The sequence below is a fragment of the Lederbergia sp. NSJ-179 genome, from assembly GCF_022867885.1.
Taxonomy (GTDB): Bacteria; Bacillota; Bacilli; order Bacillales; family Bacillaceae_C; genus Lederbergia.
This window is the reverse complement of sequence record NZ_JALIFP010000011.1, coordinates 59,698-81,356: the sequence shown is the minus strand read 5'-3', so window position 1 is coordinate 81,356 and position 21,659 is coordinate 59,698. Positions and strand designations below refer to the sequence as shown.

The window sequence follows — 21,659 nt, the reverse complement described above, 5'->3', positions numbered from 1 at the left end:
ATGCTTTGTTTATTGTCTTCTGTTCATACGTATTATTTGGGTCTTATGAAATTGAACAGCAGAGACTTTTTTAAAAGGTAAGAAAGCATAAAAATTGGCTAATGTTTGGATCTAGCTCCAGCGCCCAGCGACTAGCAAACTTTCGGTGCCTGCTTGCGTAAGTCAACATCGATTCACCCTTCGGGTTCATCGTGTTTCCTTTATCTCAGGCCAACAGGATGTTGGTCAGAACAGCGTTGCGCCAGGACGGCGCGCTTTTAGCTGTTCATCTTTCAACTGAAGTTTGTACGTCGCTAAACGGGCGCTTGCGCTTTTCTTGTGAAATGTCGATCTTTTGGGCAAAGGCTCCCGAAGATGAAGGTAGAAATGAAAAGGAGAAAGAGAAAATTATAATGGGAGCACAACATCGTAGAAGGTTGTGCTCCCTGTTTCCAATTAAACTTGAAATTTATTCAAGATGCTCTGTAAATCTTCTGACAATCTCTTTAGTTCATCTGACGTGGTTACTAATGAGTCGCTTACCTTTAATTGTTCTTCTGTAGAGGCAGAAACCTCTTCACTAATGGCCGATGATTCTTCGGCTGTAGCACTAACTTGCTGAACCGTGGCCGATAAAACATCCTGTGATTCTTGTAATTGAAGGATTGAGTTTGACACAAGTTCAATTTTGTCCATAAATTCACTCATTTGGGTGCCAACTTTATTTAAAATAACATCCGTTTCTTGTGCTTTTTCCACTTGTTCTTTAAAAACGGGATTTGCTTGCTCTAAAACTTGTAAAGTTTCATCCACTTCATTAATAATGGCATCCGTAATATTGCCAACCGTATCAATGGATTCCTTCGATTGGGCCGATAATTTTCTTATCTCATCCGCAACAACGGCAAAACCTTTACCCGCTTCTCCTGCCCGAGCCGCCTCGATTGCCGCATTTAAAGAGAGCAAGTTTGTTTGTTGCGCTATATTGGTTAAAATAGCCATTACTTTACTAATTTGATTAGTGCTCATCTTTAATGTATCTGTTTTACTAATCAGAGCTGTAGTCATTTGTTCACCATGTTTTGTTTGATCAACAAGCTCCGTCATTTTACTAATCCCTTCATTGCTTCTTGCTAATACTTCTTGCGCATAGCTTTCCATCTCTGAGTTGCTGTTAAACACATTCTCTACTTCCGTATTAATTTTAATGGCTAAGTGGCTACCATTTTCTGCCTCGTGGGTCAAGTTAGCGGCTCCACTAGCGATCTCTTCTGATGCTACTGCTACTTCTCTTGCTGATTCTGATTGGATCTTCGATATCGCCGTCAATTCAATGGCAGCTTGTAAAACTTTAGTCGATGATTCTCTCGTTTTTCTCATCATTTCGGAAATGTTTTCTAGCATTTTATTAAAGCTATTAGCTACTAGACCTATTTCATCCTGGCGATCTACCAATTCAGAACGTACCGTTAAATCTCCTTCCTTCGCAATCGCCATTAATTCTGTAATTTTCCCTAATGGAACTCCTATCATATTCACAATAAGTTTACCAATAACTAATGACACGATGATCGATAAAATAATAATCAATACCGTTACATAAAAGATCACATTCGTGTCTTTTGTCAATTCACCGGAAGACAAAGCACCCACCAAATACCATCCTGTTAACTCGGATTTATGTTGGAAGATTAACTTGTCCCCAGATTCCGCCACATTCTTATTTGCATCAGTTGAAAGCGAAAATTCATTTTCTGTGTTAATTTCGTCATCATTGAATGAGAATACGACATTGTTCTGCTGATCTAGTATTTTGACTGATCCATTTTCACCAAAATGAACATCTTTTAATGCATCTTTAATCAATTGATTATTTAACTCTACGATCATAATGAAGGGGCTGCCCCCCACATTTATTTTTTGTCCAAAACTAATCGTCGGTTCAGAACCCTCTCCCGTAATCCCTGATTGATTTCCACCAATCCAAATGGCGGATTCCTCTGTTTCAAGCGCTTTTTTAAACCATTTCGCCTCAAAAATTTCATCCTTTTTTGACGATCCCGCTGATGCCATCACTTCCAATTTTTCTGTATTCAAAAGATATAAATTTAAATTATCATCCACTATCGCGGCTTCCGTTAAAGAGTCTTCCACTTGCTTTCTTAGTTGAAAATATTGAAAGTCTCCTGCATCTCCATCAAAATTATTTAATTGTGCCAGTGTATTGGTAAAATCCTTCTTTACTAACATTTCAGTAACTCGGTTTTTATAATTATTAAAGATAAAATCTAATTTATCCCCAGCTTGAATGATCGTTTGTTCTGAGGCATCCTTTACTTTTGCTTTAATCACGTTATTGGATGTTATGTAAGAAAAAATACCTACTGCTGAGACACATAATAAAACACTCACAATAAAACTGTATAGGATTTTTGTACTAATTGACTTTTTTGTTTTTATGGATTGTTTAAACTTTCCCTCTTTTACTGAAGTATTTTGATTTGTTCTATAAAGCTTTACATGTCTTAGGTTTTGAATAAGCTTCTTAAATCCCACTTTTACCTTATCCAACCATTTATTTGAATGAGTCAATTTCTTTCCCCCTCTGTATAAATATCTGTTTCATTCGCAATGATAAGATTGAAATAAGTAAATCCCTTCCTTTGTAAAATAGTTATATTTTACTAATAATGCATTTTTGTATGGTCTAATTATACCATTTAATATGCAATAAATGACAATAAAATCCATAAAAACTTTAAAAAATTGATTTCATTCCCCTATTTATATGCCAAAAAGACTATGTTTATAAGTCAATATATGAGTAAAAAAGTAGATTCCCTATTTTAAAATGGAAATTGCCATACTAGTATACAATCGGTAAAAAAAATGGTACAATTACGTACAAAGCACGTGGTAGGAAGGTTGAGGTGAGTGATATGACGAAATTACGCACAAGAGTGAATGGTTCCACTAGAGATTATGTTTATGAAACAATAAAAAAACAAATTATAAATGGTGAGTTAGAACCCGAAACAAAAATTTCTGAAAACGAAATAGCGACGAAACTAAATGTAAGTCGAACGCCTGTGAGAGAAGCCTTTTTGAAATTAGCGGAAGAAGGATTATTAGGGATCTATCCACAGAGTGGCACTTTTGTAGCTAAAATTGATTTGGAATTGGTTGAGGAAGGACGATTTATTAGAGAAAACATAGAAAAAGCGATTGTAAGAGAGGCTTGCGGCACATTTGATCAGGATCAGTTAATCGAGTTAGAAAAGAACCTAGTCATGCAGGAGCTATGTCTAGAAAAGGGCTCAACATCTTCTTTATTTGAGTTAGATGAAGCCTTTCATCAGTTATTGTTTGAAGGATGTAATAAAATCTACTCATTGAAAATAATTAGAGAGATGAATAGTCATTTTGACAGAGTGAGAATGCTAAGTCTTGCTTCCAATCATAATTGGGATGTGATTCTGTCGCAACATAAAGCCATTTTTCAATATATTTCTGAGAATGAACCTGACCTCGCGGAAGAGGTGATGGCACAACATTTGAAATTAGTAAACTTTGAAAAGGAAGAATTAAAATCCCGTTATCCGGGTTATTTCAAGTGAATTTCTAATAAGCTTCTATTTATAAGCTGATGAAACCGAAGTCAACAGGGTTTATCGGAATAAAATATAGCCTCTTCGCTATTTGGTATTTAGTAAAAATGGTTATATATGCTTCAAAACTGGCACAATTATTTATGTTATAGGTGGTGAATGTTGAGCGAGCAATTGAACTCATTCCCTTGTCCGGTCTTAGTTTTACTCTTTTTTATTAGGGTTGCAGTAATACTGGAGGCAAACGAGGGATAAGGAAAACATTCCCCCTAATAAATTATTCTTTCAACATCAAATAGCGAAGATAAGAGGAGATTAAATAATGGAAATGAGTCTGAAGGAAGATATTGTTTGGAAAGAAAGTTATGCATGCTGGCTGCAGTATGAAAGGATAAAGGATAGTATTTGGTATGATCGATATGTATCACTGTGTCAAAACATAGCTATTATTGGGGATTCTTCTATATTACATTCAGCTCTTCAAGAATTAAGAAAAGGTCTTCAGTCGATGTTTGATAAAGAGCCAGCTATTTATGATTATGAATCAAAAAAGACTTCTATTATTATAGGAACTTATAAACATATTCATTTACAGGACTATGGTTTAGATAAGGATGCATTTGAAAAAATGAATGAGGAAAGTTACCTTATTAAGGCTATTACAAATGAAGAAAAAGAAAGCCTTTTACTAATTGGTAAGTCTGATAAAGGTGTTCTTTACGCAACACATCATTTTTTACGCTTGATTCAACTAAGGGAATCACTCGAACAATTGGATATTAATGAATCTCCGAAAAACCAATTAAGAATGTTAAATCAATGGGATAATATGGATGCAAGTGTAGAGCGCGGCTATTCAGGCCATTCGATCTTTTATGAAAACAATCAAATCACACAAAACCTTGACCGAATTAAAGACTATGCAAGACTTCTTTCCTCCGTAGGGATTAATGCGATTTCCATCAATAATGTCAATGTTTGGAAAGTGGAAACGAAATTAATAACGAGCGAATTTTTACCGGATGTGGCGAAGATTGCAGATATTTTCCGTGCCTATGGGATAAAAATATTCCTAAGCATTAATTTTGCCAGCCCAATCGAGATTGGGCAACTAACAACTGCAGATCCCCTAGACCCTGAGGTGAAAAAGTGGTGGAAAGAAAAGGCTGAGGAAATTTATGAATACATTCCCGATTTTGGTGGCTTTGTCGTAAAAGCAGATTCAGAACATCGTCCTGGTCCATTTTCTTATAATAGGGATCATGCGGATGGAGCAAACCTATTGGCTCAAGCTCTAGATCCGTTTGGTGGTATCGTAGTGTGGAGATGTTTTGTTTATAATTGCTTGCAGGATTGGCGTGATCGCTCTACAGATAGAGCTAGAGCTGCATATGACCACTTTAAACTTTTAGATGGCAAATTTCTCGATAATGTTATATTGCAAGTGAAAAATGGACCAATGGATTTTCAAGTTCGCGAGCCAGTGTCTCCTCTATTTGGTGCACTTGAAAAAACGAATCAAATGATGGAGTTCCAGGTAGCACAAGAGTATACAGGTCAACAAAAAGATTTGTGTTTTCTCGTTCCCCTTTGGAAAGAAGTATTAGAATTTGACACATATGCGAGGGGAAAGGGTTCAACCGTTAAAAAGATTGTTGATGGATCTTTATACAATTATACATTTAGTGGTATTTGTGCAGTGTCCAATATTGGGAATGATATGAACTGGACTGGTCATACACTTGCTCAAGCAAATTTATTCGGATATGGTCGCCTTATTTGGAATCCTGATCTTGAATCAGAGGAAATTGCTGACGAATGGATTCGCTCAACTTTTGGTCACAATCCGTTCGTAGTGAAACAAATTAAACAAATGTTATTGGATTCATGGTCTATTTATGAAAATTATACGGCTCCTCTTGGTGTAGGTTGGATGGTTAACCCAGGCCATCATTATGGTCCCAATATTGATGGATATGAATATTCTGTTTGGGGAACATACCATTTTGCAGATCGAGATGGGGTCGGTGTAGATCGTACACTTGAAACAGGGACAGGATATGCGGGTCAATATTTCTCTCCGAATAAGGAAATGTATAATGCATTGGAAACATGTCCAGATGAATTATTGCTATTTTTTCACCATGTTCCATATACGTATGAATTAAAATCCGGAGAGACAGTGATTCAACATATTTATAACACCCATTTTAAAGGGGTGGAACAAGTGAAGGAGTTAATTGAAAAATGGACCGAATTGCAAGGGAAAGTAGATGAGGTTAGATTTCTTAACGTATTGGAACGTTTGAATCTGCAATTGGATAATGCAGAAGAATGGCGCGATCAGATTAATACTTATTTTTACCGGAAATCTGGCATTATGGATGAGAAAAATAGAATGATTTATTCATAATCCATGTGGCTCTAGAAGAGGACAAGATTTTCTAAGTGAGTCCTTTTTCAAGCCTTGTATATAAGAAGTGCAAACGTTTTGACTAACAGTTGGGGGAATTTACATGAGGATGGTTTTTCGATGGTTTGGCCAAGGAAATGATAGTGTTAGTTTGCGTCATATTAAACAAATTCCCGGAGTGGAGGGGATCGTTTGGGCGCTTCATGATATTCCAGCAGGTGAGGTCTGGCCATTAGAGCGCATTTTAGAAGTGAAGCAACAAGCAGATGAATATGGATTTCACATTAAGGTCGTTGAAAGTGTCAATATTCATGATGATATTAAGCTTGGACTTCCGTCTCGAGATCAATATATAGAAAATTATAAGAAAACAATCGAAAATTTGGCTAAAGTGGGAGTCAAAGTAATTTGTTATAATTTTATGCCTGTGTTTGATTGGGTCAGAACAGATTTAGTGAAACCATTGGCAGATGGCTCCACTGCGTTATTTTATGAAAAAGCGAAAGTGGAAGGGATGGATCCATTAGAATTAGTAGGAAAAATTGCTCATAACCCTGATTTTACCATGCCCGGTTGGGAGCCTGAACGGTTAAAATCATTAAAGGAGCTGTTTGTTGCTTATCATAATGTGTCCACAGACCAATTATGGGAGAACTTAAAGTATTTCTTAGAGCAGATCATACCCGTGGCGGAATGGCATGATATTAAAATGGCGCTTCATCCGGATGATCCCCCTTGGGAGATTTTCGGGCTGCCTAGATTAATGACATCACAAGACAATATCCGTACGTTTCTTAAACTTATCGATAATCCATATAATGGTATCACTTTATGTAGCGGATCATTGGGAGCGAATCCGCAAAATGATATACCAGCAATGATAAGAGAATTTGCGGATCGTATTCCTTTTGCTCATATTCGAAACGTAAGAATCTATGAAAATGGCGATTTTATTGAAACATCCCATCGAACCGAAGATGGGTCTCTTAATATGTACGAGATTGTCAAGGCTTATCATGATTGTGGATTTACGGGGTATGCTCGTCCAGACCATGGGAGACATATTTGGGATGAAGAATGCCGCCCGGGGTATGGTTTATATGACCGTTCCTTAGGAGTTATGTATCTCTGGGGAATATGGGATTCTTTAGAGAGTGTGAAAAAGGAAAAAAATCATCTAGTTGATACGAAAACAATTCAGTAATTCATTTTAAGCATTGAAAGGAGTCCTGAGTTATGTTAGCAAAAAATCCAAACTTAGCAGGAAAAGTAGCCGTCGTAACAGGTGGTGGCGGTATTTTATGTGGTTGTATGGCGAAGGAACTTGCAAGACAAGGAATGAAGGTCGCGATTTTAAACCGTACCTATGAAAAGGCGGTTAAAGTGGCAGATGAGATTAAAGAAGCTGGTGGAGAAGCTTTTCCGATTCAATGTGATGTATTAGATAAGGAAAGTGTTCATAAAGCGGATGAACTGGTATTTGAAAGATATGGAAACTGTGATTTATTAATGAATGGTGCCGGTGGAAATCATCCGAAGGCGAGTACAACCAATGAAACATTTCATCTAGCAGATGTAAAAGACAAAGATGTCCTCTCCTTTTTTGATTTATCAACAGAAGGTTTTGAGTCCGTTTTTCATTTGAATTTTATTGGTACACTGATTCCTACGCAAATTTTTACCAAGCGAATGATAGGAAATCATGGATCTGTGATCAATATTTCATCGATGAGCTCATTTAGTCCAATGACGAAGGTTCCGGCGTATAGTGCGGCGAAAGCAGCGATAAATAATTTCACACAATGGTTATCCGTACATATGGCACCATCCGATATTCGTGTCAATGCGATTGCACCTGGTTTCTTCTTAACAGATCAAAACCGTTCATTGCTTACAAACGAAGATGGAAGTCCAACACCAAGAATGGAAAAAATAGTGGCTCATACGCCAATGAGAAAATTAGGACGTCCCGAGGATTTACTAGGAACATTACTATGGTTAGCGGATGATCAAGCTAGTGGCTTTGTAACAGGAATTTGTGTGCCTGTTGATGGTGGATTTATGGCGTATGCGGGTGTGTAACCGGGTCATTGTTTTTTCTCTCGTTTCTTCGAGTAAGAAAAATAAAAGTTAAAAACTAGATTAATTGCCGCTTAATGATCGTAATTATATTTAGATACAAGATTGGGTAATTAAAAGACGATAATAATTAGGTACTTATGTCCCGATTAAAATTCTTGAAAAATTATAGAGGTTTTATGAAATAATGTATTGATTATTTCTAGGATCAACGATAATATATAATTAAACTAACATACTAGTAGGTTAGATAGCGATGTAGCGCTGCGGAAAATTGTCGAATTACAGCAGTAAGCGGGGAGAATATTATCGAATTTTGGGATTCTTCATGAATTATGGATATGAAAGATATAAGGATTCTAAAGAAACTGTATAGATTAAGGTTTTGATGAAAATGGTATTTTTAGTTTGATTATCCATTGAACAAACTATGTTTTGTAAGCGCTGAGACAATTTGAAAACGCTTGATGTACTTTTGTGTTTAAACTAGGTATAAAGGGGGAGTATACGTGCAACAAATAGCCGAAAAGACTGAAACAAACATACCCACAAAGAAAATATCAAGAATGACAATAGTTTTAAGAGCCCTTAAGAAAGACTGGCAGCTCTACTCTTTACTGGTTCTCCCCATCCTTTATCTAATTATCTTTAAATACGGACCAATGGCGGGTAATATTATTGCCTTCCGGAAGTTTGTGCCAGGGGGAAGTATATTTGGAGACCAATGGGTAGGTTTACATTATGTGAAAATGTTTATAAGCGATCCAACTTTTTGGAAGGTTTTTAAAAACACGCTCATTCTTAGTAGTCTCACATTGATTATCACTTTCCCAGCACCGATCATTTTTGCTCTCTTGTTAAATGAACTGAAATCGATGAAATTCAAAAGATTTGTGCAAACGGCTTCATATTTACCACATTTCTTTTCAATTGTAATCGTATCGGGGATGATTTTGGAACTGGTTGCTGTCAATGGATCGATAAATAATATTGTCGAATTTTTCACAGGGAATCGGATTAGTTTTATCCAGAAACCTGAATGGTTCCGAACGATTTATATCGGCTCTGAAATATGGCAAGGCCTTGGTTGGGGAGCCATTCTATATCTTGCGGCACTAACGGGTATTAATAATGAATTGTATGAAGCAGCGAAAATCGATGGAGCAAATCGCTGGAAACAGACTCTTCATATTACGATTCCAGGAATTCTTCCTACCATCATTACGTTATTGATTTTAAATATTGGTAACCTATTAGCGGTTGGATTTGAAAAAATATTACTTTTGTACAATCCGCTAAACTATAAAACATCTGATGTTATTGCAACCTATGTTTATCGTGTGGGTCTAGAATCTAGTAACTTTAGTTATGCAACAGCCATCGGTCTCTTTGAAGGAATTATCGGACTCATCTTGGTCTTTTCAGCGAACTATATTTCAAGAAGACTCACAGATAGTAGTTTGTGGTAAGGAGGGGGGGAGTATTTTGAAGGAATCCATACAATACAAAATATTTAGAATATTTAACGTCGCCGTCCTAGCACTTATTGTCGTCTTGACCTTTTACCCGTTTATAAATATTGTGGCGCAATCGTTTAGTTCGGAAGCTTATATCTCTTCAGGAAAAGTTAATCTATGGCCAAAAGGGTTTAACGTGGATACGTATAAAATTATTGTCAAAGATAGTATGTTCTGGATTAATTATAAAAACACAGTTATTTACACAGTTGTTGGGACAGGCATTCAAATGGTTATGACAACGATGTTTGCTTACGCTATATCGAAGAAACGCCTTTTGGGTAAAGAGTTCTTTACTATGTTCGCTGTATTTACTATGTTCTTTGGCGGAGGGCTGATTCCGAACTATGTTTTGGTGAAATCTCTAGGTATGGGGAATACAATGTGGGCGATTGTGATACCAGGGGCAATTAGTGTTTTCAATATGCTGATTATGAAAACATTCTTCCAAAATATCCCGGATGAACTGGAAGAGGCAGCAATTATGGATGGATCAAGTACTTATGGAACATTGTTCAGAATTGTACTTCCTCTTTCCGGTCCTGTGCTTGCTACAATGACTTTATTCTATTCAGTAGGGAATTGGAATGCTTGGTTTCCAGCATTTATCTATCTCGAAGATAAAGACCTTTTTCCAGTACAAATCTATTTGCGGAATTTGATAAAGGGTGCTGATTCCTCACGGTCTGTTGGAGCAACAGGAGCAGATGATCTAGCACAAATTTCTTCCAATATTAAAGCGGTCACAATGGTTTTAACAGTTTTACCGATTTTATGTGTTTATCCTTACGTACAGAGGTATTTTGTTTCCGGTGTCATGTTAGGATCTGTCAAAGGGTAAGGATTTTACTTGGTAGAAACTTGCATGTAAGGAGGTGGATCAATCAATCGTCTATTACTGCTAGTTACTGTCTTACCATCGTTTAATAAAAATTGAGGGGGAGTATCAAATGGAGAAAGGGTTTAAAAAGCTTTTGTTCCTTATTTCATGTTTATCGATCATTGCCTTTACGCTCGTGGCATGTGATTCTGAAAAAACTGGTGGGGACAAGAAACCAGATGTACCTGAAAGTAAGGCGGCTATGGATAATTATAGTGTAGGCGATACATTTAAGGCGAAAGAAGAGCTTACAATTCCGATGTTATATAGTGATCACCCAAATTATCCGTACAAAAAAGATTGGCTTTTGTTTGAGGAACTGAAGAAAAGAACGAATGTTAATCTAGATATGACCATTGTGCCAATGAGTGATTATGGCCAAAAGAGAAGTTTACTTATCAGTAGTGGAGATGCGCCATATATTATTCCAAAGACATATCCTGGTGAGGAAGTACCGTTTGTATCTTCAGGCACGATTTTACCGATCAGTGATTATGTAGATTTAATGCCTAACTATAAAGATAAAGTAGAAAAGTGGAATATTGAGCCTTTCTTAGAAGGATTGCGCCAGGATGACGGTAAATATTATGTATTACCAGGTCTTCATGAAGATGTTTGGCCAGACTATTCTTTAGCGATTAGAACAGATATTTTGGATGAATTAGGGCTAGAAATGCCGACAACTTGGGATGAACTTGAAACTGTGTTAGAAAAAATGAAAGAAGCATACCCTGATGTCACACCTTTCTCAGATCGATGGGAATTTAAAAGTACTTTGAACTTTGCAGCAACTAGTTTTGGAACAACTGCTGGCTGGGGTCTTGGTTCTGCCTTGAATTACGATAAAGACAAGGATGAGTTTGTTTTTGGTCCAGCGAAAGAAGGATATAAAGAAATGGTTACCTATTTCCATGAACTTGTGAATAAAGGTTTACTCGATAAAGAAAGTTTGACACAAGATGATGATCAAGCACAAAAGAAATTCGTCAATGGAGAATCTTTTGTCATAGGAACAAACTCACAGACAATCGTAGATTATCGTAAAGAAATGAATGATATTCTTGGAAAAGACAATTTTGCAATTAAAAAAATTATTGTACCGGGTGGTCCAGCAGGACAAGTAATGGGGGGATCTAAATTAGAGAATGGGATTATGCTCTCTTCTAAAGTGAAAGATGATCCTAACTTTGAATCAATTCTTCAGTTTGTTGACTGGCTATGGTATAGCGATGAAGGACAGGAATTTGCTAAATGGGGAGTAGAAGGCGTTACGTATACAAAAGATGCCAATGGTAAACGCACTCTAACAGATGATGTGGACTATGTGGGTCTAAATTCATCTGGTACGAAAGCATTGAATGCCGATTTTGGTTTCTCTGGAGGAAACTTTGCTTATGGAGGAACAACTGAGCTTCTTCATTCAATGTTTAGTGAAGAAGAGATTGAATTCCAAGATGCTATGCATGAAACGAAAGAACTTATTTTACCTGATCCACCAATTAGATACGACGAGATGGAGCTGGAACAATCCACTCTATTAAGTACACCTTTGAAAGACTTTGTTGATACAGCAACTTATGAATTCATCCTAGGAGATCGTGATTTGTCCAAATGGAATGACTATGTAAAAGAATTGGAGAATATGGGAATGCAGGATTATGTAGACTTAGCAAATGAAGTATACAAAAATCAAGATTAACTAATTGAATAATGAAAAACTACCTGCAATGATATAGGAAGATCTTTATTGCAGGTAGTTGTATGTTTGTAAATAGCCATATTCCTTAAGGAGTAGTACTTTATCAATCAAAAAAAGGATGAACGGGCATGAATAAACGTCAAGAATTCGGTCAAGGGATATTTTCCGTTGTCACCAATTATATTTATTGGTTCATACTAACCAATATTTTCTTTGTTTTTTGTAATATTATTTTTTTATTTGCCTTTATGACATTAGAACCTGTGCTCTCCAATATGATCTTGATTTTTTTAGCCCTTATTCCAACGGGTCCTGCTATCACAGCCCTATGCTATGTAATGGATAAATTAGTACGAGAAAAGGAAATTTCACCTACAAAGGATTTTTTCTATGGTTATAAAATCAACTTTAAAGATACGTTAAAAGTATGGCTGCCAATGCTTGCGGCAATCTTTATACTTATTATTGATTTGCAATACTTTTATCAAGATAGTACGAAGATCAACCAAATTATGGCGGTTGTATTTTTAGTGGGCCTTGGTTTTCTTATTTGTATTTTACTCTATGTGTTTCCGATTACGGCTAAATTTAAATTTAGAATGAGAGATGTATTTAAACTATCTATTTATTACAGTTTTAAAAAATTAAAAATAACGACCGGTAATATTGGGACTATTATAATCGCTTTATTTTTAATGTTGATTACAACAGACTTTCTATTTTTATTTATTGCGAGTGTTCTAAGTTATGTTCTTACCTTAAATAGTAGGACGGTCATTGATGATATTGAGGAGAATTATACAAAATAATATTACTAAAACATTAAGAAGATAAGATTGTTTAGTCTCAATACTGAAATCTCGATAACTATTAAAAAAGAGGGTATGGCTTAATGATGATAAAAGTGGAAGAAGTAATAAATGAGTTGATCAAGCCTATACCTAAACTAAAAAAAACTGTAGATACGCTCATTGCAGGGGAGAAAGATAAGGTTGTTAAAGGAATTGGTACAACCTTCATGGCAACATATGATGTGATTCAACGGGCGACAGATTTAGGTGTCAATTTAATTATTACTCACGAAGGAATTTATTATAGTCATCACGATCAAACCGATAAATGGCTACAAGACCCTATTTATCTTGAAAAAAGGCGCTTAATTGAATCCTCAGATATGGCAATTTTTCGTTTGCATGATGCTATACATTTATATAAACCGGATGGCATAACAATAGAATTACTTCATAGTTTAGATTGGGGATGTTATGTAGAAAAGAACGATCCTATTGAATCGATTCTTACATTGCCTGCGTTGTCATTAGAAGAAATCGCGGAATATGTAAAGAAAAAGCTGGATATTCCATATGTGCGCGTTGTTGGTGAAGTATCACAGATATGTAAGCGTGTAGCTGTATCTGTTGGTTATCGAGGTGGGGGAGAAAATGCAATTCCTTTATTTGAACGGGAACAACTGGATTTACTGATTACAGGTGAAGGACCTGAATGGGAAACACCAGAATATGTAAGAGATGCCGTACAGCAAGGTCGTAAGAGGGCTTTAATCTTCCTTGGTCATGCTGAAAGTGAGGAAGCAGGGATGAGGTATTTAGCAAAAAAATTAAAATCAGTCTATCCAACTATTCCTGTACATTTTCTAGATGAAAAACCTGTTTTTCAAATTATATAATAGTAGGACAATGCCGTAATAACAAATGTAAACTTTAATTGTCAATGGTTCTATTTCAACTAATAATCAATCGAAAAGGGGAGTTTGTTAGATGTTAAATATCGCGATTATTGGTACAGGAGCGATTGCTCCAGCTCATGTGAATGCCTACCTGAAGTTTCCTGATCGATGCAAGATTGTCGCCTTATGTGATCAATACCCTGAAAAGGCAGAAAAGTTAAAACAGGAATACCAGCTTACAGCTGACATTGTGGATAATCACAAAGAGCTTTTGAATAGGCAGGATATTGACCTTATTTCTGTTTGTACACCACCATATACACATGCAGAAATTTCAATTGACTTTTTAAACGCCGGGAAGCATGTTTTAGTTGAAAAACCAATGGCTTCGTCGCTTGAAGAATGCGATGCGATGAATGAAGCCGCATATAGAAATCAGAAAGTTTTGTCCATTGTTGCACAAAATCGCTTTACAACACCGATGATGAAACTAAAAAAGGTACTTGATACAAAGTTAATGGGACCGGTTGTCCATACACAAGTAGATTCATATTGGTGGCGAGGACATAGTTATTATGATTTGTGGTGGCGAGGTACATGGGAAAAAGAAGGTGGCGGCTGCACACTAAATCATGCCGTACATCATATTGACCTATTTCAATGGATGAACGGGATGCCAGCGGAAATCACGGCAATCACGAGTAACACTTCTCATGATAATGCTGAAGTAGAGGATTTGTCGATTGCGATCGCCAAGTATGATAATGGAAGTCTCGCACAAATTACAAGTTCGGTTGTTCACCATGGAGAAGAACAGCAATTGATATTCCAAGGGAAAAAAGCACGCGTTTCAGCACCTTGGAAATTGAAGGCTTCAAAAGCAAAAGAAAATGGTTTTCCAGAAGAAGATCAAGTAGTAGAAGTAGAAATTCAAAAAGTATATGAACAACTACCAAACTTGCCATATGAAGGACATGCAGGACAAATCCAAGACGTGCTTTCAGCTATTGAAAACAACACGAAAGTTTTAATTGATGGAAAACAAGGAAAGCAAACGCTAGAGCTTATTACAGCGATCTATCAATCTGCTAGTTTAAAAGAGACAGTCAAGCTTCCCCTTAAAGCGGATAGCCCATTTTATACAAGGGAAGGAATCTTAAAAAACACCACTTATTTCTATGAAAAAACGGCATCTGTTGAGAATTTCGCCAATAATGAAATTACAAGTGGGGGAAATTAGAAATGAATGATTCATTCTGCTAGTTAGGTTGTTAGCAGAATGAATACATTACATAATGTTTATCGAGGAAAGGATATTTATAATCGTGAATAAAAAACTTCTTTTTAACGATGGTTGGGAATTCGCTAAAAGTGATTTAGAACTAACCGACTGTATTAATTTGGAATTTAAACCTGTGGATCTTCCACATGATTGGCTTATTTATAACACTTTGGATTTATATGAAAACAGCATCGGTTGGTATCGCAAGAAATTTTCATATATAAAAGGAAAAGAGGAGCAACTCCTATTATATTTCGACGGAGTTTATATGGATTCTTCTTTATATGTAAATCAACAATTAGTCGGGGAATGGAAATATGGGTATTCATCCTTCGAATTCGATATCACAGAGAAGCTTGTGGAAGGTGAAAATGAAATACTTGTGAAAATTGTCTATCAGAGTCCCAATAGTAGATGGTATTCAGGTGCGGGTATCTATCGCAATGTATGGTTAAAAGTTAGAGAGCAAAATCATATTGGGACAGATGGTATTTATGTGACGACAAAACAGGCAGGAGATAGTTGGTATGTAGAAGTAGAGACAGATTTGAACATTCATGATGATGCTTATCTTGTTCATACCATTTTATATAATGGGCAAGAGATTGTGAAATCGTCCAAAAAGGTAACAGCTGGAAACGCTTCATTTCAGAAAGTCGAACACAGCCTTTTTGTAGCCCATCCATTATTATGGAGCCCTGAAGATCCTAATCTGTATCAACTAAAAACACAATTATTATGTGATGTAAATAATGGTGACCAAAAGGTAATCGAGGAATACTCACAGAATATTGGTTTTCGATATATTGTGCTCGACCCACAGAAAGGTCTTAAACTGAATGGGAAAAAGATGAAATTAAATGGAGTTTGTGAACACCACGATTTAGGAGCATTAGGAGCAGCCTTTAATAAAGTTGCCCTTAAAAGAAGGTTTGAGATATTGAAAGATATGGGCGTTAATGCCATTCGCACAGCACATAATATGCCTGCCAAAGAGCTAATGAATCTAGCCGATGAAATGGGATTCCTCATCGTATCTGAAGCATTTGATATGTGGGAAAGACCGAAGACTCCTTTTGATTATGCCCGATTCTTTAAAAAGTGGGCAAAAATGGATGTAAAAAGTTGGGTCAAGCGGGATCGGAATCATCCGAGTCTATTAATGTGGAGTATTGGAAATGAAATTTATGATACACACGCCGATGAGCGAGGACAGGAAATCACTAAAATGCTCGTGGATTATGTGCACGAATATGATCCAAAAGGGAATGCTGTTGTTACGATTGGTTCCAATTATATGCCATGGGAAAATGCTCAAAAGTGCGCAGATATTGTCAAGATTGCCGGTTATAATTATGCGGAAAAATATTATCAAAAACATCATGAGGAGCATCCAGATTGGGTCATTTATGGTAGTGAGACATCCTCTGTTGTACAAAGTAGAGGCATTTACCATTTTCCGTATGAAAAGTCGATTCTAGCGGATGATGATGAGCAATGTTCTGCTTTAGGCAATAGTTCAACAAGTTGGGGGGCAAAATCAGCGGAATTTTGTATTCTCGCTGAAAGAGACACTTCCTTTTCCTTAGGACAGTTTTTATGGACGGGATTTGACTATATAGGAGAACCAACCCCTTATCATACGAAGAACTCCTATTTTGGACAAATAGATACAGCTACTTTTAAGAAGGATTCTTATTACATTTATCAAGCAGCATGGACAAACTATAAGATAAAGCCGATGGTTCATATTTTTCCTTATTGGGATTTTAATGAAGGTCAAATGATTGATGTGCGAGTTTGTTCAAATGCGCCAAAAATTGAGCTGCAATTAAATGGTCGATCTATTGGTATACATAATATTGATCATGAACATGGAACAGAGCTTCTTGGGTGGTGGAAAGTCCCTTATGAACATGGGAAATTAAAGGCCATTGCCTACGATGAATCAGGAAATATTATTGCGACAGATGTACGAGAGTCCTTTGGTGATGCGAAGAAAATTAGTTTAATTCCCGATAAGGATCAACTTATTGCCAATGGTGAAGACTTAATATTTGTTGAGATTAATGTGGAAGATGAAAATGGCCATCGAGTTGAAAATGCTAATAATCGTGTTTTTGTTCAAGTATCCGGAGCAGGGCGTCTACTAGGTCTAGATAACGGTGATAGTACGGACTATGATCCATACAAAGGGACGAGCCGTAGGTTATTTAGTGGGAAGTTAATGGCAATTATTGGGTCAACATTAGAACCGGGAAATATTCAACTGGAGGTATCCTCTCTTGGATTGCAAGGAGAAACATTCACATTAGAATCTATTCCTAGTGCGGGTGAAGATGCCGAGGGAATTTCTGCTCTTACAACTAATAAGGATTTACCGATCGTGACCGGGAACAAAATGGAGATTCCTTTACGGAAGTTAGAGATTATAAGTAATTCTGGACAAAACTTTGATAATACCACAAAAGAAATGGATATCCATGTAAGGTTATATCCCGAAAATACTTCCTACCGGGAAGTTGAGTGGAGTGTCGTGAATGATGTTGGGATTGAATCCACTATTGCGAAAGTGGAATCAGATGGACATAAAGTAAGGGTTATAGCATTGGGAGATGGAGAGTTTCGACTGCGCTGTACAAGTAAGAATGGGACGGATAAAACGAAACTCATTTCCGAATTAGAATTTACGGCTGTTAATCTTGGTACGGCTTATAAAGATCCTTATGGATTTATCTCAGGTGGTCTTTACGACTATAGTAAAGGTGAAGTCGGTAATGGTAATGAAAGAGGAGTCGCCACAAGTAGAGATGGCGAAACTCAAGTAGGTTATCGGGATATCGACTTTGGTCCATATGGTTCTGATACGATAACAATTCCGATCTTTGCGTTATCAAATGAAGAATATTATTTACAAATTTGGGAGGGGATGCCTGAGGAAGTGGGCAGTGAATTGTTAGCTGATGTCACTTATCAAAAGGAATCCAAATGGAATGTTTATCAAGAAGAAACTTATCAATTATCCAAAAAACTACGAGGGATAACTTCCATTTGCTTTGTCCTCCAACAGAAGGTACATATTAAAGGATTCTCATTTGAAAAGGGGAACCGTGCCTTTGAACAGAATGATGCTGCCGCTAGTGACAGAATTTACGGTGATTCATTTGAGCAGGTGGGTAACAATATAGAGCGCATAGGCAATAATGTTTCTTTAGAATTCGAACAAATGGATTTTGCAAATGAGGGTGCTACGAAACTAGTCCTTTTCGGAAGATCCGTGATCGACAAAAATACGATTCACGTACGTTTTGCTAATGAAGAAGGCGAAAGTAGCCAAATTATAGAATTCAAGCAATCAGAAGGATATGAAGAACGGGTATTTGAACTAGAAAAGGTAACAGGTCTACAAAAAGTAACGTTTATTTTTCTCCCGGGAAGCAATTTTGACTTTGGATGGTTTCGCTTTGAAAAGTAAAGAGTATAGTGCAAAAAGCAACCATAAGATTTTCAGTTAAAATCAGTATGGTTGTTATCTTAATCGTTATTTGACCGTCTTCTCTTTATAAACAAAGTATCAAAATCGGCATGTTTATTTTAATTTTCGTTCTAAACTTTGTTACTATTAAAAACTATTCAAGCTCAATATCCAAATATAGAATATTTTTGTTCCACATTCGGGAAGTTATTTCAGCATCTACGAATACATTGCAGGGGAATTTTTATATGGAGGGTGAGCTTCATCAGTCGAAAGTGTTACAGATTGATCATAGTGTTGATAGAGTGGGGGGCGGTGATGCCTTTGCCCCAGGCATTTTATATGGATTATTTAACCGATATGCAGTGTGGATAAAATCGTTTCTTTTGCATCAGCTGCATCCGCCTAAAACATACCATATACGGCGATGTTAATCCATTCTCGAAAGAAGAAATTATGGCATTCGCTCAACAAAAGTCAGGGGAAGTTAATCGGTAAAAAATACGAGTACAAGACAGATTCAAAAAGGTACTCAGAAGAGGTATATGGGACATTTTAGGATACACATAATTACCTAGTAACAACTAAGAATATGTGGTCTGATCCCATCTATTTAAATAGTAGTGGATTTGATCCCTCCTATTTCGTGATGAAGACGGTAAAAAGTGGCTAATTAATATGATATGGGATACCGATAAAGTTTATCCTTAGATCGTTTAAAGCATCCTTAAAGAAACGTAAATTAATTTAAGGGGGTGGTATACATATAGAACTATTTTTTGTTTCTCCAATAAATAAAAGGGTGGTGTAGAAATGCGAAAAAAGTTTTTATTTGTATGTATCATTGTTCATTTAAGTTTGTCTCTTATTCTTTCAGGATGTTCCTTGTCAGCATCCAATGAAAAGAAGAAGGAACTAACCATCTGGACTTTTACGGACGAGGCTAAGTACGCTGTAGGAAAATTTGAAGAAAAAAATCCTGATATACATGTCAATCTTCTATTTATTACAAATGATAATTACGTACAAAAACTGATTTCCGTTTTACAGGTGGAGAAAAACGTTCCAGATATTTTCTTCGTGGAAAATACGTATTGGCCACAAATCAAAGAAATACCACGCCTAGAAAACTTAACACAGTCACCTTATAACGCTGAGGAAATACTTGAGCAGCAGTTTAAATATATTCAAGATATCGAAAAAGACGAAGAGGGAATTGTAAGGGGGTTAGGATATCAGGGGACACCCGGAGGTTTCTATTATCGAAGAGACCTTACAAAAGAATACTTAGGTACAGATGATCCTGATGAAGTAAGTGAAATGATCTCCAGTTGGGACAAAATTATGGCAATTGGAGAAAGGGTTTATGAAAAAAGTGGTGGAGAGATCCACGCATTAGGTGGTTGGAATGATATTGATGTCGTAGAGAGTGCGAATATTAAAGAACCTTGGGTCATTGATGGAAAATTGGTGATTGATTCTGTACGAATGAATGAATTGGATTTATTAAAAGAAGCAAGAGAAAAGAATGTGGAAGCCAAATATGAGAGTGGAGGACCAGCGAAAACAGCATCCATGCAAAAGGGGACGGTGATGTTTTATCCGGCAGCTACATGGGGATTGCCGTATACTTTCGAAAAGGATGCACCAGAAACTGCTGGAAAATGGGGTTTGGCCCATGGTCCTAAATCATTCAGCAGTGGTGGCACTTATTTAGCGATGTATAACAAAAGTGAGAATAAGGATCTTGCTTGGGAATTTATGAAGTTTTATACGTCTGACTCCGATTTTTTAAAGGAGCTTGCAGAAAGTCAACAATATTTTCTTAGTAATAAAGATATTGATTCTGAATTAGCACCAAAATTAACGTCTGAATTTCTTGGGGGTCAAAAATACTTTGAATTTTTTGTGGAAGCAGGAGAGCAAGTTCCTTCAGCACCACAAACAAAATATGATAATGATTTTAATGGTATATGGAGTGATAAGGTCAATAATTATTTAAATGGAAGATACAAAACGAAAGAAGAAATGCTTGAATCATTCAAAACAGAAGTGGGGCATAATTTTCCTGAAATTGATGTGAATTAAGACATACAAAAGGGTTGTATATTTCGAGGAGGAATGAATATGTTTTCGAGATTACTACGAAAAGATCATTATGGATATGTGTTCATTGCACCATTTTTTATCATTTTCTTAGTTTTTGGATTGTATCCCATTGTATACTCCTTTTATTTAAGTTTTACCGATTGGGATGGTTTTGGTAATCCGACATTAGTTGGCTTTGAGAATTATCAAAGGCTTTTTGGGGATTTTTTCTTTTACAAATCATTATTTAATACATTGCTCATATGGGGAGTTTCGGTTATCCCTCAATTAACTGTGAGTCTTGTACTAGCTGTCATCTTACATGAAAAATTTGTAAAAGGAAAAAGTATCTTTAGAGCCGTTTTTTTCTTTCCGAACATTGTAACAGCCGCCTCATTGGGACTCTTAGTTGGATTAATTTTCAGTTGGCAAACAGGAAGCTTTAACCAATTTCTTATGAGTTTAGGGTTTATTCAAGACCCGATTTATTGGGCCGATAAGCCAATCTTTATGAGAATATTAGTCTCATCCATTCTTTTCTGGCAATATTTTGGATACTCCATGATCATCTATATTGCCGGTCTCCAAGGAATTTCAAAAGACTTATTAGAAGCGGCGGAAATTGATGGCGCTTCCAAAGTGAAAGTGTTTTTTCACATTACTTTTCCACTATTAAGACCGATTATTATCTTCCAAGTGATTACATCAATTATTGGTGGAATGCAAATATTTGACCAACCGTATACCTTAACAGATGGTACAGGAGAGCCCGATAAAGCTACTTTAACAAGCGTTATGTATTTATATCAAACGGCTTTTACCCGTTATCAATATGGATATGGTTCTGCCATAGCATTCGGTTTATTCATCGTGATTGTGATCTTTTCGATCCTTTCCTTTGCGATAACGAATCGAAAAACAAATACTGAACAGATTAAAGGGAGGTCATAAA

At 36.5% G+C, this 21,659-nt stretch carries 14 protein-coding genes and 1 pseudogene; 14 read left to right on the top strand and 1 reads right to left on the bottom strand.

Translation table 11 applies throughout. From position 1 onward, the window contains the following. Positions 1–435 precede the first annotated feature (435 nt). Positions 436–2,571 carry a methyl-accepting chemotaxis protein gene (locus MUB24_RS10520; RefSeq protein WP_244703802.1) on the bottom strand — a complete coding sequence of 712 codons (2,136 nt, stop codon included), beginning with the start codon at positions 2,569–2,571 and terminating at the stop codon, positions 436–438. A 347-nt stretch (positions 2,572–2,918) separates the two neighbouring features. On the opposite strand from MUB24_RS10520, the gene MUB24_RS10515 reads away from it, so the two are divergent. The 14 genes and pseudogenes from MUB24_RS10515 (at position 2,919) to MUB24_RS10450 (ending at position 21,658) form a co-directional block, all read left to right on the top strand. After that, the gene (locus MUB24_RS10515) at positions 2,919–3,596 is read left to right on the top strand and encodes a GntR family transcriptional regulator (protein WP_244703801.1); all 678 of its coding nucleotides are present in this window, start codon (positions 2,919–2,921) and stop codon (positions 3,594–3,596) included. Between the two features lie 313 nt (positions 3,597–3,909). Further along, complete coding sequence (locus MUB24_RS10510) at positions 3,910–6,000, top strand: alpha-glucuronidase family glycosyl hydrolase (protein ID WP_396426735.1); 2,091 nt, start codon at positions 3,910–3,912, stop codon at positions 5,998–6,000. 103 nt (positions 6,001–6,103) lie between these two features. Continuing rightward, entirely contained in the window at positions 6,104–7,204 is a 1,101-nt protein-coding gene (gene uxuA, locus MUB24_RS10505) for a mannonate dehydratase (RefSeq protein WP_244703800.1), read from the top strand. A 32-nt stretch (positions 7,205–7,236) separates the two neighbouring features. Beyond that, positions 7,237–8,082, top strand: a complete 846-nt coding sequence (locus MUB24_RS10500) for an SDR family oxidoreductase (protein WP_244703799.1) — start codon at positions 7,237–7,239, stop codon at positions 8,080–8,082. Positions 8,083–8,645: 563 nt separating this feature from the next. Then, positions 8,646–9,548: an ABC transporter permease gene (locus tag MUB24_RS10495; protein ID WP_244703899.1), complete on the top strand. Its 903-nt coding sequence runs from the start codon at positions 8,646–8,648 to the stop codon at positions 9,546–9,548. Between the two features lie 16 nt (positions 9,549–9,564). Further along, a complete protein-coding gene (locus MUB24_RS10490) occupies positions 9,565–10,437 on the top strand; it encodes a carbohydrate ABC transporter permease (protein WP_244703798.1) in 873 nt (290 codons plus the stop codon). 109 nt (positions 10,438–10,546) lie between these two features. Then, the gene (locus MUB24_RS10485; RefSeq protein ID WP_244703796.1) at positions 10,547–12,175 is read left to right on the top strand and encodes an ABC transporter substrate-binding protein; all 1,629 of its coding nucleotides are present in this window, start codon (positions 10,547–10,549) and stop codon (positions 12,173–12,175) included. 128 nt (positions 12,176–12,303) lie between these two features. Further along, on the top strand, positions 12,304–12,984 hold the full coding sequence (locus MUB24_RS10480; protein ID WP_244703794.1) for a YesL family protein: 681 nt from the start codon (positions 12,304–12,306) through the stop codon (positions 12,982–12,984). An 83-nt stretch (positions 12,985–13,067) separates the two neighbouring features. Then, positions 13,068–13,862, top strand: coding sequence for a Nif3-like dinuclear metal center hexameric protein (locus tag MUB24_RS10475; protein ID WP_244703792.1), 795 nt, complete (start codon positions 13,068–13,070; stop codon positions 13,860–13,862). A 91-nt stretch (positions 13,863–13,953) separates the two neighbouring features. After that, positions 13,954–15,102, top strand: a complete 1,149-nt coding sequence (locus MUB24_RS10470) for a Gfo/Idh/MocA family protein (protein WP_244703790.1) — start codon at positions 13,954–13,956, stop codon at positions 15,100–15,102. An 85-nt stretch (positions 15,103–15,187) separates the two neighbouring features. Beyond that, entirely contained in the window at positions 15,188–18,619 is a 3,432-nt protein-coding gene (locus MUB24_RS10465; RefSeq protein ID WP_244703787.1) for a glycoside hydrolase family 2 TIM barrel-domain containing protein, read from the top strand. 559 nt (positions 18,620–19,178) lie between these two features. After that, positions 19,179–19,318: pseudogene (locus MUB24_RS10460) on the top strand (family 43 glycosylhydrolase); the annotation flags it as partial. A 114-nt stretch (positions 19,319–19,432) separates the two neighbouring features. Then, the gene (locus MUB24_RS10455) at positions 19,433–20,707 is read left to right on the top strand and encodes an ABC transporter substrate-binding protein (RefSeq protein ID WP_244703785.1); all 1,275 of its coding nucleotides are present in this window, start codon (positions 19,433–19,435) and stop codon (positions 20,705–20,707) included. A 39-nt stretch (positions 20,708–20,746) separates the two neighbouring features. Then, positions 20,747–21,658, top strand: coding sequence for a carbohydrate ABC transporter permease (locus tag MUB24_RS10450; protein WP_244703783.1), 912 nt, complete (start codon positions 20,747–20,749; stop codon positions 21,656–21,658). The last annotated feature ends 1 nt before the right edge of the window (position 21,659 follow it).

What these genes read in the sequence shown, in the direction of transcription:
- MUB24_RS10515 (WP_244703801.1), top strand. Translation starts at nt 2,919, where the DNA reads ATGACGAAATTACGCACAAGAGTGAATGGTTCCACTAGAGATTATGTT.
- MUB24_RS10510 (WP_396426735.1), top strand. Translation starts at nt 3,910, where the DNA reads ATGGAAATGAGTCTGAAGGAAGATATTGTTTGGAAAGAAAGTTATGCA.
- uxuA (WP_244703800.1), top strand. Translation starts at nt 6,104, where the DNA reads ATGAGGATGGTTTTTCGATGGTTTGGCCAAGGAAATGATAGTGTTAGT.
- MUB24_RS10500 (WP_244703799.1), top strand. Translation starts at nt 7,237, where the DNA reads ATGTTAGCAAAAAATCCAAACTTAGCAGGAAAAGTAGCCGTCGTAACA.
- MUB24_RS10495 (WP_244703899.1), top strand. Translation starts at nt 8,646, where the DNA reads ATGACAATAGTTTTAAGAGCCCTTAAGAAAGACTGGCAGCTCTACTCT.
- MUB24_RS10485 (WP_244703796.1), top strand. Translation starts at nt 10,547, where the DNA reads ATGGAGAAAGGGTTTAAAAAGCTTTTGTTCCTTATTTCATGTTTATCG.
- MUB24_RS10480 (WP_244703794.1), top strand. Translation starts at nt 12,304, where the DNA reads ATGAATAAACGTCAAGAATTCGGTCAAGGGATATTTTCCGTTGTCACC.
- MUB24_RS10475 (WP_244703792.1), top strand. Translation starts at nt 13,068, where the DNA reads ATGATGATAAAAGTGGAAGAAGTAATAAATGAGTTGATCAAGCCTATA.
- MUB24_RS10470 (WP_244703790.1), top strand. Translation starts at nt 13,954, where the DNA reads ATGTTAAATATCGCGATTATTGGTACAGGAGCGATTGCTCCAGCTCAT.
- MUB24_RS10455 (WP_244703785.1), top strand. Translation starts at nt 19,433, where the DNA reads ATGCGAAAAAAGTTTTTATTTGTATGTATCATTGTTCATTTAAGTTTG.
- MUB24_RS10450 (WP_244703783.1), top strand. Translation starts at nt 20,747, where the DNA reads ATGTTTTCGAGATTACTACGAAAAGATCATTATGGATATGTGTTCATT.